At 62.8% G+C, this 13970-nt stretch carries 12 protein-coding genes and 5 tRNA genes; 6 read left to right on the top strand and 11 right to left on the bottom strand.

All coding sequences use genetic code 11. The features are described from left to right. The first annotated feature begins 32 nt into the window (after positions 1 to 32). Positions 33 to 497 (top strand): DUF2231 domain-containing protein, encoded by a 465-nt coding sequence (locus tag EKK97_RS05455; RefSeq protein WP_159550028.1) that lies wholly within the window; start codon positions 33 to 35, stop codon positions 495 to 497. A gap of 53 nt (positions 498 to 550) precedes the next feature. Here EKK97_RS05455 and EKK97_RS05450 read toward each other — a convergent pair whose 3' ends face one another. After that, positions 551 to 970, bottom strand: a complete 420-nt coding sequence (locus EKK97_RS05450) for a CopD family protein (RefSeq protein ID WP_159550026.1) — start codon at positions 968 to 970, stop codon at positions 551 to 553. A 342-nt stretch (positions 971 to 1312) separates the two neighbouring features. Here EKK97_RS05450 and EKK97_RS05445 point away from each other — a divergent pair, with 342 nt between their 5' ends. After that, the gene (locus EKK97_RS05445) at positions 1313 to 1663 is read left to right on the top strand and encodes a high-potential iron-sulfur protein (RefSeq protein WP_234286632.1); all 351 of its coding nucleotides are present in this window, start codon (positions 1313 to 1315) and stop codon (positions 1661 to 1663) included. 36 nt (positions 1664 to 1699) lie between these two features. Here the strand turns inward: EKK97_RS05445 and EKK97_RS05440 are convergent, their stop codons facing one another. The 10 genes from EKK97_RS05440 to EKK97_RS05395 all read right to left on the bottom strand — a co-directional run bounded on the left by EKK97_RS05440 (position 1700) and on the right by EKK97_RS05395 (position 10498). Continuing rightward, positions 1700 to 3256: a SpoVR family protein gene (locus EKK97_RS05440; protein ID WP_159550024.1), complete on the bottom strand. Its 1557-nt coding sequence runs from the start codon at positions 3254 to 3256 to the stop codon at positions 1700 to 1702. 18 nt (positions 3257 to 3274) lie between these two features. Next, positions 3275 to 4558: a YeaH/YhbH family protein gene (locus tag EKK97_RS05435; protein WP_159550021.1), complete on the bottom strand. Its 1284-nt coding sequence runs from the start codon at positions 4556 to 4558 to the stop codon at positions 3275 to 3277. Between the two features lie 24 nt (positions 4559 to 4582). Next, positions 4583 to 6505 (bottom strand): PrkA family serine protein kinase, encoded by a 1923-nt coding sequence (locus EKK97_RS05430; protein ID WP_159550016.1) that lies wholly within the window; start codon positions 6503 to 6505, stop codon positions 4583 to 4585. Positions 6506 to 6904: 399 nt separating this feature from the next. Beyond that, positions 6905 to 8941, bottom strand: coding sequence for an FAD-dependent oxidoreductase (locus tag EKK97_RS05425; RefSeq protein WP_159550012.1), 2037 nt, complete (start codon positions 8939 to 8941; stop codon positions 6905 to 6907). Between the two features lie 196 nt (positions 8942 to 9137). Further along, positions 9138 to 9214 (bottom strand) — tRNA-Asp (locus EKK97_RS05420). Positions 9215 to 9217: 3 nt separating this feature from the next. Beyond that, a tRNA-Val gene (locus EKK97_RS05415) sits at positions 9218 to 9294 on the bottom strand. A 53-nt stretch (positions 9295 to 9347) separates the two neighbouring features. Further along, positions 9348 to 9424, bottom strand: a tRNA-Asp gene (locus EKK97_RS05410). A 29-nt stretch (positions 9425 to 9453) separates the two neighbouring features. After that, positions 9454 to 9530: transfer RNA gene (locus EKK97_RS05405), tRNA-Asp, on the bottom strand. Positions 9531 to 9584: 54 nt separating this feature from the next. Next, a tRNA-Val gene (locus EKK97_RS05400) sits at positions 9585 to 9660 on the bottom strand. Positions 9661 to 9799: 139 nt separating this feature from the next. Then, positions 9800 to 10498: an alpha/beta family hydrolase gene (locus tag EKK97_RS05395; protein ID WP_234286660.1), complete on the bottom strand. Its 699-nt coding sequence runs from the start codon at positions 10496 to 10498 to the stop codon at positions 9800 to 9802. A 194-nt stretch (positions 10499 to 10692) separates the two neighbouring features. On the opposite strand from EKK97_RS05395, the gene ccoN reads away from it, so the two are divergent. The 4 genes from ccoN to ccoP are packed head-to-tail and all read left to right on the top strand — an operon-like array spanning position 10693 to position 13919. Beyond that, positions 10693 to 12120, top strand: coding sequence for a cytochrome-c oxidase, cbb3-type subunit I (ccoN, locus tag EKK97_RS05390; RefSeq protein ID WP_159550006.1), 1428 nt, complete (start codon positions 10693 to 10695; stop codon positions 12118 to 12120). Positions 12121 to 12142: 22 nt separating this feature from the next. Then, on the top strand, positions 12143 to 12751 hold the full coding sequence (gene ccoO / locus EKK97_RS05385; RefSeq protein ID WP_159550003.1) for a cytochrome-c oxidase, cbb3-type subunit II: 609 nt from the start codon (positions 12143 to 12145) through the stop codon (positions 12749 to 12751). A gap of 2 nt (positions 12752 to 12753) precedes the next feature. Continuing rightward, positions 12754 to 12993, top strand: coding sequence for a cbb3-type cytochrome oxidase subunit 3 (locus EKK97_RS05380; protein ID WP_159550000.1), 240 nt, complete (start codon positions 12754 to 12756; stop codon positions 12991 to 12993). Beyond that, a complete protein-coding gene (gene ccoP / locus EKK97_RS05375; protein WP_159549997.1) occupies positions 12990 to 13919 on the top strand; it encodes a cytochrome-c oxidase, cbb3-type subunit III in 930 nt (309 codons plus the stop codon). The genes EKK97_RS05380 and ccoP overlap by 4 nt, the downstream gene beginning before the upstream one ends. Positions 13920 to 13970 lie beyond the last annotated feature (51 nt).

Genomic DNA, 13970 nt, shown 5'->3' with positions numbered 1-13970 from the left:
AGAGAAATGAACCGATCGCAAAGGACGCGAACATGGCTGACCAACCGAGACGCTCGATCAAGAGCCGCGCCGCCATTGCCGGCCACCCTCTCCACCCCACCCTGGTGCACTTCCCCATTGCCTGCCTGATGCTGGTGGTGGGCAGCGATGCCCTCTTCCTCTATACCGGAGACACGTTCTGGGCGCGCTGTAGCCTGTGGCTGGCCGGCATAGGCGCACTGGGCGGTTGGGTAGCCAGCATCGCCGGGCTCGTCGACCTGATCACGGTCAGGCGTATACGCGAACTGATCCTCGGCTGGAGCCACGCCATCCTGGCGGTGATGATGCTGTCGCTGGCTTCGCTCAACTGGTTGTGGCGATACTTGCATCCCACCGACCTGCTGCCCTGGGCCGTGGGATTGACGCTGATGACGGCGGGATTGATCGTGCTCGCCGGGATCATCGGCGGCATGCTCGTCTACGACGAGGCGGTCGGTGTCGAAATCGACGACAAGTGACGCAAACCGTGCCTGGCATGTCGCGCTGTGCATCGTGACCTCCTTGTGATGCCTCAATCGAATGGCTTGCTCAGCACCAGCACCAGCACGGCGAGCATCAGCGATGCCGCCAAGACGACGATCACGCCGCTTGCCGGAGTCAGGAAGCGGCGCCGGCCACGCTCCAGGCGCACGATCAGGGCGCCGCACAGGACATGGCACAGCACCATGCCGCTCACTGCCGCCAGCTTCAGAACCAGCCAGCCGCCGGTCAGTTGACCGACGATGAACAGCAGGGTGCCGCTCATGATCGCCAGTAGCGCGAAAGGCGTGGCGACATGGGTGAAGAAAAAACGCAGCAGGGTGGGTGCGGGAACCTCGAAGTCCGTTCCTTCACGCGTTCTGGCGCTCGCCAGCAATAGCGCCGGCAAGTAGAGTAGCGCTGCACACCAGCACAACAGCGTGGCGATGTGCAGAATCTTGATCCACGGCATAACAGCATCCTTGCAGCAGCAGTGTGCCCCTACCCTAACCAAAGTAAAATGACGGCGCCAGGTTTGCCGGGCCGTCACGGCCCGCCACACACGTAGCGTCTCCCTTCTTTTCTTTACACAACCTGTCTCGCCGAAACGGCATGACACCCGCTCGTAACGCTGCGCAACACACGACAATTGCGTGGCCGAAGGAAAAAGTGTTCCCTCTGCTTAACACATTGAGAACTCCGTTCCCGTCGTAGCGGTCAGATAGCCAAGCTGGCGTGCCATTTACCCGGCCAGCGCCAGCTGGGTCTGAAACGGGTATTCTCATTGGACCGTGTCTAAGCAGGAGACCTTTCCATGGCCAAAAAACCTTTCATGGCCAAAGAACCTTCCAAGTCCAAGCAGAGCCGACGCACCTTCCTTCGCAACGGATTGCTGGGGATCGCCGCCCTGCCCCTGGGAATTGGCATCCTGTCGCGTCAGGCCTTTGCTCAGAACCTGCCGAGGCTAGACCCCAGCGATGAGCAGGCCCAGGCCCTGAACTATGTCGAAGTGGCCGAACAAGCCAGCGACCACCCCGCCTATGAGGAGGGCGAAACCTGCAGTAACTGCATGTTCTTCGAACGGCGCAGCGAAGGCTGCCAACTCTTTCCCCAGAATAGCGTCGAACCCGGCGGCTGGTGCCAATCCTGGGTCACCGCAAACTGAAGCGGGCCTTCTGGCCCGCTTCACCGCTTTCGCCCGTCACTCCTTGGCTTCCTCATCGGGGAGCGGCCACTGGTAGCGTCTTACCACCGCGCCCTCCTCGGAGAGCGACTCCAACCGCACCGGGAATCCCCATAGCTGGTGCAGATGCCGGATCACCGGATAGACGCTGCGGCCCATGGGGCGCCGGCTATCCTGCACATGATGCAGGGTGAGCGAGCGATTGCCCCGGATATTGGCCTCGTAGACCTGGATGTTGGGCTCGCGCAACGACAGCGCGTACTGCTGTGCCAGGGACTCGCGGATCCGGCGATAGCCACGCTCGTCGTGAATGGCCGTGACCTCCAGCATCTCCTCCTGGTCGTCGTCGACGATGCTGAACAGCTTGAGATCGCGAATCACCTTGGGCGAGAGAAACTGCTGGATGAAGGATTCATCCTTGAAGTTGCGCATGGCGAAATGCACCGCTTCGAGCCAATCGCTACCCGCCGTATCGGGAAACCATTCGCGATCCTCGTCGGTGGGGTTCTCGCACATGCGCTTGATGTCGCTGAACATGGCGAAGCCCAGCGCGTAGGGGTTGATGCCATTGTAGAAGGGACTGTCGAAGCCGGGCTGACTGACCACGGCAGTATGCGACTGCAGGAACTCCAGCATCAGTCCCTCGTCGACCAGCCCCTCGTCGTAGAGCCGGTTCATCAGGGTGTAGTGCCAGAACGAGGCCCAGCCCTCGTTCATCACCTGGGTCTGGCGCTGGGGGTAGAAGTACTGCGCCAGCTTGCGCACGATGCGCACGATCTCGCGCTGCCAGGGCGCCAGCAGCGGTGCATTCTTCTCGAGGAAATAGAGCAGGTTCTCCTGCGGCTCGGGAGGATAGCGGCCCCCGGCACGCAGGCCCAGCGGATCGTCCTCGCTGTCGGCGCTACCGGCCAGGGTATCCGATTGCGGGCGTCCTGGAATGGTGCGCCACAGCGTGTTGACCTGGGCCTGGAGGTACTCCTCGCGCTCCGCCTGGCGGCGCATTTCCTCATCGGCGGAGATCGGCGAAGGCCGCTTGTAGCGGTCTACGCCGTAGTTCTGCAGGGCATGGCAGGCGTCGAGCAGTTGCTCGACGGCGGTGACGCCGTGACGCTCCTCGCACTCGGCGACGTACCGGCGGGCAAAGACCAAGTAGTCGACGATCGAGCTGGCATCCGTCCAGGTGCGGAACAGATAGTTGCCCTTGAAGAAGGAGTTATGGCCGTAGCAGGCGTGGGCCATGACCAGCACCTGCATCATCAGCGTGTTCTCCTCCATCAGGTAAGCAATGCAAGGATCGGAGTTGATCACCAGCTCGTAGGCGAGCCCCATCTGACCGCGCCGATAGGCCTGTTCCACGGCCAGGAACTGCTTGCCGAACGACCAGTGATGGTAGCCCACCGGCATCCCCACACTGGCATAGGCATCCATCATCTGCTCGGTGGTGATGATCTCGATCTGGTTGGGATAGGTGTCGAGTCGATACTCGTCGGCCAGCCTGGCCAGCTCATGCTCGTACGCTTCGAGGATCTCGAAGTTCCAGTCGGAACCGGTGGCGATCGGCTTGCGTCGGGTCATGATGCCTCCCTCGTCACGTCAATTGGCGGCACGGCGCTTGAACAACTCACGGAATACCGGATAGATATCGCCCGCCTCGACGATCTGGCGCATGGCAAAGCGGTCGGGGTACTCCGCGGCCACTGTCTCGTACTCCTCCCATAGCGCCTGATGCGCATGGGGCGTGATTTCCACGTAGGTGTAGTACTGCAGCCGGGGCATCAGCGACTTCATCAAACGCTCGCGACAGTTCACCGAATCGTCATCCCAGTTGTCGCCATCCGAGGCCTGGGCCACGTAGAGGTTCCACTGGGTCGGCGGATAGCGCCGGGTGATGATCTCGTCGACCAGCGTCAGGGCGCTGGAGACGATGGTGCCGCCGGTCTCACGCGAGTAGAAGAACTCCTCTTCGTCGACCTCCTTGGCCGCGGTGTGGTGACGCACGAAGACCAGCTCGACCTTCTCGTAGTTGCGCTCGAGAAAGAGGTAAAGCAGCAGGAAGAAACGCTTGGCGATGTCCTTGTGGGCCTGGGTCATGGAGCCCGAGACGTCCATCACGCAAAACATCACCGCCTTGCTCGAGGGCTGCGGCTGGTTGATCAGGTTGTTGTAGCGCAGGTCGTAGGTGTCGATGAAGGGCACCGCCTCGAGACGTTTCTCGAGACGCTCGATCTCGGCCTTCAGCTCAGCGATCCGTGACGGATTGCGCAGCACGGGATCCTTGCACTCCTCCTCCTCCAGCGCCTCCATCGCCTCGCGCAGCGCCCGACGGATTGGCGCACGCATGGCGATGCGCCGGGCATAGGCCTCGCGCATGGAGCGCACGATATTGATCCGCGCCGGCACGCCATCACGGGTCACCCCTGCGCGTACCGGCCTGACTTCGTCCAGGTCCTTGAGGGCCTTGCGTTCCAGATGCGGCAACTCCAGCCCGTCGAAAACGAAGTCGAGGAACTCCTCGCGGGTCAGGGTGAAGGCGAACTCGTCCATGCCCTCGCCCTGGTTGGAGGCATTGCCCTCACCGGAGCCGCCTCCACCGCCGCCCCCGCCGGGACGGCGCAGGCGATCCCCCTCGATGAACTCCTTGTTGCCGGGGCTGACGATGGTGCGCTTGCCCCCCGGGCCATGCTGGAATACCGGCTCCGAGATGTCGCGAGTCGGTATCGAAACCTTCTCGCCGCGCTCCATGTCTGTGATAGAACGTCGATTGACCGCTTCCTCGACCGAGCGCTTGATGTGCGCCCGATAGCGGTCGAGGAAGCGCTGACGGTTCACGGCGCTCTTGTTCTTGGCGTTGGCGCGTCGATCGATGAAATAGGTCATGCCGACCTCCTGGCTCGCGCCGCTTTATTGCGATTTACGCACCCGCAGATACCACTCCGAGAGCAGCCGTACCTGCTTCTCGGTATAGCCACGCTCCTTCATGCGTGCCACGAAGTCCTCGTGTTTCTTCTGGTCCGCCGCCGAGGCCTTGGCATTGAACGAGATCACCGGTAGCAGCTCCTCGGTGTTGGCGAACATCTTGTGCTCGATCACGCCGCGCAGTTTCTCGTAGGACTGCCAGCTGGGGTTCATGCCGTTGTTCTGGGCACGCGCCCGCAGCACGAAGTTGACCACCTCGTGACGGAAATCCTTGGGATTGGAGATACCGGCCGGTTTCTCGATCTTCTCCAGCTCCTCATTGAGGGCCTGGCGATTGAACAGTTCGCCGGTTTCGGGGTCGCGGTACTCCTGATCCTGGATCCAGAAGTCAGCGTAGGTGACGTAGCGATCGAAGATGTTCTGACCGTACTCGGAGTACGATTCGAGATAAGCGGTCTGGATCTCCTTGCCGATGAAGTCGACGTAGCGAGGTGCCAGGAACTCCTTGATGTAACGCAGATAGCGCTCGAAGGTCTCCTTGGGCAGATGCTCCTGCTCGAGGCGCTGCTCCAACACGTAGAGCAGATGCACCGGGTTGGCAGCAATCTCGTGGTTGTCGAAGTTGAACACCTTCGACAGGATCTTGAAGGCGAAGCGGGTGGAGAGCCCGTCCATGCCTTCGTCGACCCCGGCGGCGTCGCGGTACTCCTGGATCGACTTGGCCTTGGGATCGGTGTCCTTTAGGTTCTCGCCGTCATAGACCCGCATCTTGGAGTAGATGCTGGAGTTCTCCGGCTCCTTGAGGCGCGAGAGCACCGAGAACTGCGCCAGCATACGCAGGGTATCCGGAGCGCAGGAGGCTTCGGCCAGCGAAGAGTGCTCCAGCAGCTTCTTGTAGATGTTGATCTCCTCGGTCACGCGCAGGCAGTAAGGCACCTTGACGATGTAGACGCGGTCGAGGAACGCCTCGTTGTTGCGGTTGTTGCGGAACGCCTGCCATTCGCTCTCGTTGGAGTGGGCCAGCACGATGCCTTCGAAGGGAATCGCGCCCATGCCTTCGGTGGGGTTGTAGTTGCCCTCCTGGGTCGCCGTCAGCAACGGATGCAGCACCTTGATCGGCGCCTTGAACATCTCGATGAACTCCATCAACCCCTGGTTGGACTTGCACAGGCCACCGGAGAAGCTGTAAGCGTCCGGATCGTCCTGGGAGTAGAGTTCGAGCTGGCGGATGTCGACCTTGCCCACCAGCGAGGAGATGTCCTGGTTGTTCTCGTCGCCCGGCTCGGTCTTGGAGATGGCGATCTGGTTGAGCCGCGAGGGGTACAGGCGCACCACCTTGAACTGGGAGATGTCGCCACCATACTCCTTGAGCCGCTTGGCCGCCCATGGCGACATCACGCTCTTCACGTAGCGGCGTGGAATGCCGTACTCCTTCTCGAGCAGCTCACCGTCTTCCTCGGGCGAGAACAGCCCCAGCGGCGATTCGTACACCGGCGAGCCCTTGATGGCGTAGAACGGGATCCGCTCCATCAGCAGCTTGAGCCGCTCGGCCAACGATGACTTGCCGCCCCCCACCGGGCCGAGCAGGTAGAGGATCTGCTTGCGTTCCTCGAGCCCCTGAGCGGCATGGCGGAAGTAAGCCACGATCTGCTCGATCGCATCCTCCATGCCGTAGAACTCGGAAAAGGCGGGATAGCGTCGGATCACCTTGTTGGAAAAGATTCGGGAGAGCCGCGGATCCTTGGCGGTGTCGATCACCTCGGGTTCGCCGATGGCCTTCAGCATCCGCTCGGCGGCGCTGGCGTAGGCCATGGGGTCCTCACGACACAGCTCCAGGTACTCCTGCAGGCTCATTTCCTCCTGCTGAACACGGGAGAAGCGGTTCTGCACATGATCGAAGATGCTCATCGAAGCCTCCTGTTTGCCTACCCCGTTGGCCACCCGATCGGAATGGCCGCCCTGGGTTACTCATCAGCCTAGACACTTCAGAGCGGAGTGGGTGGCAAAGAATCAACGCAAGGGAAGGATAATCATGAGAACGCGGGGCAAGCCAAGGGTTCGATGGCTGTATAAGAAGAATTAAACGCTATTAGGACGCAAACGGAACGTGGCGTCAGGCATAGCCGGCGATGAAAAATCGCCAAGCGCCACGCCATGGGGGCTCGGAGCCAGGCGCAAACGCTGCGATGGCGCTGGGCGACATGGCCGGCGGCTGCCGGGCCATGCCACCCCCCGACTGGGCGTGTTTGACGAAGAGAGATTTCTTCAGCGTAGACGGGCGGAGGCGCCCTGACATCAACGCTCGCGCTACAACCCCGCCGCCACGCGGGTGCCCTGGTCGATGGCGCGCTTGGCATCGAGCTCGGCCGCCTCGTCGGCGCCGCCGATCAGATGCACCGCCACGCCAGCCTCCCGGAGCGGCTCGAGCAGCTCGCGCACTGGATCCTGGCCGGCACAGACCACCACGCTGTCGACCTCCAGCAGGCGTGGCTCCTCATGATGGCGAATATGCAGGCCAGCGTCATCGATACCGACGTACTCGCAGCCCGCCAGTGCCTCGACGCCGCGATGACGAAGCGATGCCCGGTGAACCCAGCCGGTCGACTTGCCCAGGCCCTTGCCGGGCTTGGAGGCCTTGCGCTGCAGCAGGAATACCTGGCGCGGCGTCTCGGGACGCTCTGGCGGGCGGATGCCGCCGCGCTCGGTGACGGCGAGATCCACGCCCCACTCGGCGCACCAGGCGTCGCGGTCGAGCGAGGGATGCCCCACATGAGTGAGCAGCTCGGCCACGTCGAAGCCGATACCGCCGGCGCCGATGATGGCCACGCGCCGCCCCACCCGCTCGGGATGCAGAATGGCCATGGGGTAGCTCAACACCTTGGGGTGATCGATGCCCGGCAGATCGAGACGTCGCGGGCGCACCCCGGTCGCCAGGATCACGGCATCGAAGTCGCGCAGCGCCTGCACGTCGGGCTCGGTGCCCAGCCTCACCGTGACGCCATGCTTGTCGAGCATCACCTTGAAATAGCGCAGCGTCTCGTCGAACTCTTCCTTGCCGGGGATCTTGCGCGCCAGGTTGAATTGTCCGCCCAGCTCGCCGGTGCGTTCGAACAGCACCACGCGATGGCCGCGACGCGCTGCGGTAAGTGCCGCCGCCAGCCCCGCCGGACCGCCACCGACCACGGCGATGTCGCGCGATGTCTCGGCCGGCTCGATGACGAGTTCGGTCTCGTGACAGGCCTGGGGATTGACCAGGCAAGAGGTGAGCTTGCCCTGGAAGGTGTGGTCCAGGCACGCCTGGTTACAGGCGATGCAGGTATTGATCTCGCCGTCGCGCCCTTCGGCCGCCTTGCTCACCCAGGCCGGATCGGCGAGGAAGGGGCGCGCCATGGAGACCATGTCGGCATGGCCCTCGGCGAGTACCCGCTCCGCCACCTCGGGCATGTTGATGCGGTTGGTGGTGATCAGCGGGATGGAAAGCTCGGCCTTCATGCGCCGGGTCACTTCGGTGAAGGCCGCTCGCGGCACGCTGGTGACAATGGTGGGCACACGCGCCTCGTGCCAACCGATGCCGGTATTGATCAGGCTGGCGCCGGCCGCCTCGATGGCCCGCCCCAGGGTCACGACCTCCTCCCAGGTGCTGCCCTCCTCGACCAGGTCGATCATCGACAGGCGGAAGATGATCAGGAAGTCGTCGCCCACCGCCTCGCGGATCCGCGAGACGATCTCGACGGCGAAGCGCATACGATTGTCGAGCGAGCCACCCCAGCGGTCGTCTCGGTGGTTGGTGCGCAGGCACAGGAACTGGTTGATCAGGTAGCCCTCGGAGCCCATCACCTCGACGCCGTCGTAACCGGCCTCGCGCGCTAGCGAAGCGCAGCGGACGTAATCGTCGATCTGGCGCTCCACTTCCGCATCGCTGAGTTCATGTGGCGCGAACGGGTTGATCGGCGCCTGGATCGGCGACGGTGCCACCAGCTCGGGTGAATAGGCATAGCGTCCCGCATGCAGGATCTGCATGCAGATGCGACCGCCCTCGGCATGCACCGCCTCGACCACGCCACGATGATCGGCCACCTGCTCGGCCCGCTCCAATGTGGCGGCGCCCTGGAAGACGGCCCCCTCTCTATTGGGAGCGATGCCGCCGGTCACGATCAGGGCGACGCCTTCACGGGCGCGCTCGGCATAGAAGGCCGCCAGGCGCGCAAAGCCATTCGGCGCTTCCTCGAGGTTGGTATGCATGGAGCCCATCAGCACCCGGTTGGGCAACGTCAGGTGGCCCACCTCGAGCGGACGAAAGAGATGAGGATAGCGCACGCCGAACTCCTCCTTGGGTCGAGTCACGGTAATTTCAAACAACTGTATGATAGCCGGGCGACAGGCGCAAAGGAAAAGCGACGCTTTCGCCCAAAGACGAAGTGCGCTGGACTCTCGCGACAGGAGGCGCCGCAGTTCTTGTCCATCTGGCGAAAGCGGGACGGAGGGAGTATAGACGATACGAAAAGGCCCCGAGCCATCAGCTCGGGGCCTTGAAATCGAATGGCGGACCGGACGGGACTCGAACCCGCGACCTCCGGCGTGACAGGCCGGCATTCTAACCGACTGAACTACCGGTCCGCGTGGTGGGTGATACCGGACTCGAACCAGTGACCCCCAGCATGTGAGGCTGGTGCTCTAACCAACTGAGCTAATCACCCACGGACATCGCACTTGCAGTGGTAGCGCATGCGAAGAATTTGCCAGAGCATCGTGGCGGACCGGACGGGACTCGAACCCGCGACCTCCGGCGTGACAGGCCGGCATTCTAACCGACTGAACTACCGGTCCACGACAGATGACACTAGCAGTGGAAACGATGGCGGACCGGACGGGACTCGAACCCGCGACCTCCGGCGTGACAGGCCGGCATTCTAACCGACTGAACTACCGGTCCGCTGCATGTTTCCTACGTGTTCAGGATCTCGCCATCGCCCATATTTGAGCGCGATGGTGGGTGGTACAGGGTTCGAACCTGTGACCCCCAGCTTGTAAGGCTGGTGCTCTCCCAGCTGAGCTAACCACCCCTGGTCACGTGGCGCTGAATTCTACAGAGATCCGCTGCCTTGTCAATGGTCTTGCGCATTTTACGGCCAGGAAAGAGCGCCGTATCAGGAGCCTCGACCGGGTCGAAAGCGCTGTAGCCTACGTCATTCGTGACGTCTCTCAATCCACCCTGGCCTGCTCCCGTATGAAGGTCGCGATCGCTGCCGCCCCCTCCTCGATCAGGTCGGCCTGGGTACGCCCCGATCTTCGCCGCGGCTTCCAGTCGTGATCGCCATCTTCCAGCCAATGGATGCACGCTCGTTCGCCCAACGAATAGTTCTCGACCTCCTCACGGGTGCCAAACGGATCGCGACTGCCTTGCACCACCAAGGTGGGGCAATCGATCCCTGGCCAATGGGCAAGACGCAGCTTCTCCGGCTTGGCCGGAGGGTGAAAAGGGTAGCCGCACAGTATCAGCCCCGCGGCTCCATCGCGCGCCGCCAACAAGCTGGCCACACGTCCGCCCATCGACTTTCCACCCAGCCACGGAGTACCTCCTTGCGGCTGTGTCAGAATGTCGCACCAATGGGACAATTCTTCTACGAGACGGTCGATCCTGGGTGGTGGAATCCGCTTCTCCTCCTGCTGCATGCGCTGCATGTAGGAGAACTCGATGGCCAGGGTCTGGACGCCCTGGCGGGCGAGCGCGTCCCGCAAGTCGCTCATATAGGGAGACTGCTGCCCAGCCCCCGCGCCATGGGCAATCAGCAGGCGTCCGACGCCTCCTTCGCCTCTGATTTCGAGCGGACCGAGCCCCTCGACGAACCAGTTGCCAGGCTGCCGGTCGAGCCTTCGTTCGCGAAGTTGGCGAGGCTCCACGGCGACCGGCACTAATCGTGAAAAGTTCGACACACGTCAAATTCCTATACGAGTTTCACCGGTATCCTTGTTTCAGTCTGTCAGGCGGCTGCGCTAGAATCCGCCCTGCTTTCTGACCTGCATCACCCAACCGGGAGCGCCGTCGTGGCCTTCGCCACCGCGAGTTCTCGATACGCGTTCGATGGGAACCTGACATGAGCACAGCACTAGAGCACCCGACCTACAACTACAAGGTAGTTCGGCAGTTCGCGATCATGACAGTGGTGTGGGGCATCGTGGGCATGCTCCTCGGTGTCATCCTTGCCGCACAACTGGTATGGCCGCAACTCAACCTCGATCTGCCTTGGACCAGCTTCGGTCGCCTGCGCCCGTTGCACACCAATGCCGTCATCTTCGCCTTCGGCGGCTCCGCGCTGATGGCGACCTCGTATTACGTGGTACAGCGTACCTGCCAGACGCGGCTGTTCTGCGACAAGCTGGCGGCCTTCACCTTCTGGGGCTGGCAAGCGGTGATCCTGTCGGCGGTCGTGACGCTCCCGCTGGGCTATACCACCACCAAGGAGTATGCCGAGCTCGAGTGGCCGATCAACATCCTGATCGCCGTGGTGTGGGTCAGCTATGCCATTGTCTTCTTGATGACCGTCAAGCAGCGCAAGACCTCGCACATCTATGTGGCCAACTGGTTCTTTGCCGCCTTCATCCTTACCGTGGCGGTGCTGCATATCGTCAACAACGCGGCGATCCCGGTCAGCCTGATGTATTCCACCTCGATCTACGCCGGCACCATCGATGCCATGGTGCAGTGGTGGTACGGGCACAACGCCGTGGGCTTCTTCCTGACCGCCGGCTTCCTCGGCATGATGTACTACTTCGTGCCCAAGCAGGCCGAGCGTCCGATCTACTCCTACCGCCTGTCGATCGTGCACTTCTGGGCTCTGATCATGATCTACATGTGGGCCGGCCCGCACCACCTGCACTACACCGCTCTGCCCAACTGGGCCCAGTCGCTGGGCATGGTGATGTCGATCATCCTGCTGGCTCCCTCCTGGGGCGGCATGATCAACGGCATGATGACCCTCTCCGGCGCCTGGCATAAGCTGCGCACCGATCCGACCCTGCGCTTCCTGGTCGTGGCCCTGTCGTTCTACGGCATGTCGACGTTCGAAGGTCCGATGATGGCGGTGAAGACGGTCAACGCGCTGTCCCACTATACCGACTGGACCATCGGCCACGTCCACGCAGGCGCCTTGGGCTGGGTGGCGATGATCACCATCGGCTCCATGTATCACCTGATTCCGCGCCTGTTTGGCCGCACCGAGATGTATTCGGTTGGCCTGATCGCCGTGCACTTCTGGCTGGCCACCATCGGCACCGTGCTCTACATCGCCGCCATGTGGGTCAACGGTATCCTGCAGGGCCTGATGTGGCGCGCCATCAACCCCGACGGCACCCTGATGTACACCTTCATCGAATCGGTCGAAGCGAGCGGTCCCGGATACATCGTGCGCCTGATCGGCGGCCTGTTCTGGATCGTTGGCATGCTGATCATGGCCTACAACGTCTTCATGACCATCAAGCGCAGCGAAGCCGTCAGCCAGCAGCCGATGCCGCAGACCGCCTGAGCAACCGGGGAAACCGACACCAATGAAACACGAGATCGTCGAAAAGAACGTTGGCCTGCTCGCCGTGCTGATCCTGGTGGTGATCAGCTTCGGCGGCCTGGCCGAGATCGTGCCGCTGTTCTTCCAGAAGCAGACCACGGAGCCGGTGGACGGCCTGCGCCCACTCTCCGCCCTGGAGCTGGAAGGACGCGACATCTATCGCCGTGAGGGCTGCGTGGGCTGTCACTCGCAGATGATTCGCCCGTTCCGCGCCGAGACCGAGCGCTACGGTCACTACAGCGTGGCTGGTGAATCCATCTACGAGCACAACTTCCTGTGGGGCTCCAAGCGTACCGGTCCGGACCTGGCCCGTGTCGGCGGCCGCTACAGCGATGACTGGCACCGTGCCCACATGTACAACCCGCGCGATGTGGTGCCGGAGTCGATCATGCCGGCCTATCCGTGGCTGTTCGAGCGCACCCTGGATGGCCGCGATACGCCGCGCAAGATGGAGGTGCTGCGCACCCTCGGTGTGCCCTACACCGACGAGGACATTGCCAACGCCACTCGCGAAGTGCGCGGCCAGCAGGAAATCACGGCGCTAGTGGCCTATCTGCAGCAACTGGGCACCGTGCTCGAGGGCACGCGTTGATCATGGATACCGGGACCTTTCGCGGCATCATTACCTTCTTGCTGATCGTGGCCTTCCTGGGGATCACCTGGTGGGCCTACTCCCGGCGTCGCAAGCCGGACTTCGACGAAGCGGCCAACCTGCCCTTCGCCGAAGACGATGAGCAACCCAATCGTGACAGCAGCGCCTCGCAGCAGCGCTCGTCCAGCGAGCAAGAAAGCGAAGCCGATTCCCGCCAAGACAGGGGAGACAAAAACACATGAGCAATTTCTGGGATGACTCCCTTTCCGGGTTCTGGAGTACCTGGATCATTGTGATAACGCTGGGTTCCATCGCCTTCGCCTTCTGGATCCTCTACGCCAACCGCAAGACCGACAAGGTGCCGGATGCCGACGGCAACGTGGAAACCACCGGGCATGCCGCCGACGAGATCGAGGAGTACGACAACCCGCTGCCGCGCTGGTGGTTCCAGCTCTATGTCGGCACCGTGGTGTTCTCGCTCGGCTACCTGTTGCTCTATCCGGGACTTGGCAACTTCACCGGCCTGCTCGGCTGGACCCAGGAAGGTCAGTGGGAGCAGGAGGTCGCCCGCGCCGAGGAACGCTTCACCCCGATCTTCGCCCAGTACCAGGAGATCCCCATCCCCGAACTGGCCCAGGACGCCGAAGCCATGCAGGTCGGTGAGCGGATCTTCCTCAACAACTGCGCGGTGTGCCACGGAGCCAACGCTCGCGGCGGCTATGGTTTCCCCGACCTGACCGACGACGATTGGCTCTACGGCGGTGAGCCGGAGCAGATCGTGACCACCCTGGTGCGCGGACGTAACGGCCTGATGCCCTCATGGCAGCAGCTCGGCCAGAACAACATCGAGAACGTGACCCAGCACGTGCTCTCGCTGTCGGGGCTCGAGCACGATGCCGAGCGCGCCGAGCAGGGTGCGGCGGTCTTCGCCTCGGTCTGTGCCGCCTGTCATGGCCAGGAAGGAACCGGCAACCAGGCCCTCGGCGCGCCCAACCTGACCAACGACACCTGGCTCTACCAGGCGCCCGGCCAGAGTGTCGCCGACTCGGTGCGCCAGACCCTGCGCAACGGCCGCAATGGCCATATGCCGGCGCAGGAGGCCTACATCGGCGCCGAGCGCGTCCACCTTGTCGCGGCCTACATCTACAGCCTGCGCCTGCAGGACTAGCCCCGTCCGCACGGAGTGCGACGCACCGTCGCACTCCGTCGCCCGGCAGCG

The sequence above is a fragment of the Billgrantia tianxiuensis genome (assembly GCF_009834345.1).
In the GTDB taxonomy this organism is placed as follows: Bacteria; Pseudomonadota; Gammaproteobacteria; order Pseudomonadales; family Halomonadaceae; genus Halomonas; species Halomonas tianxiuensis.
Note: the sequence above shows the minus strand (reverse complement) of the source record. Positions and strands in the feature narration are given on the sequence as shown.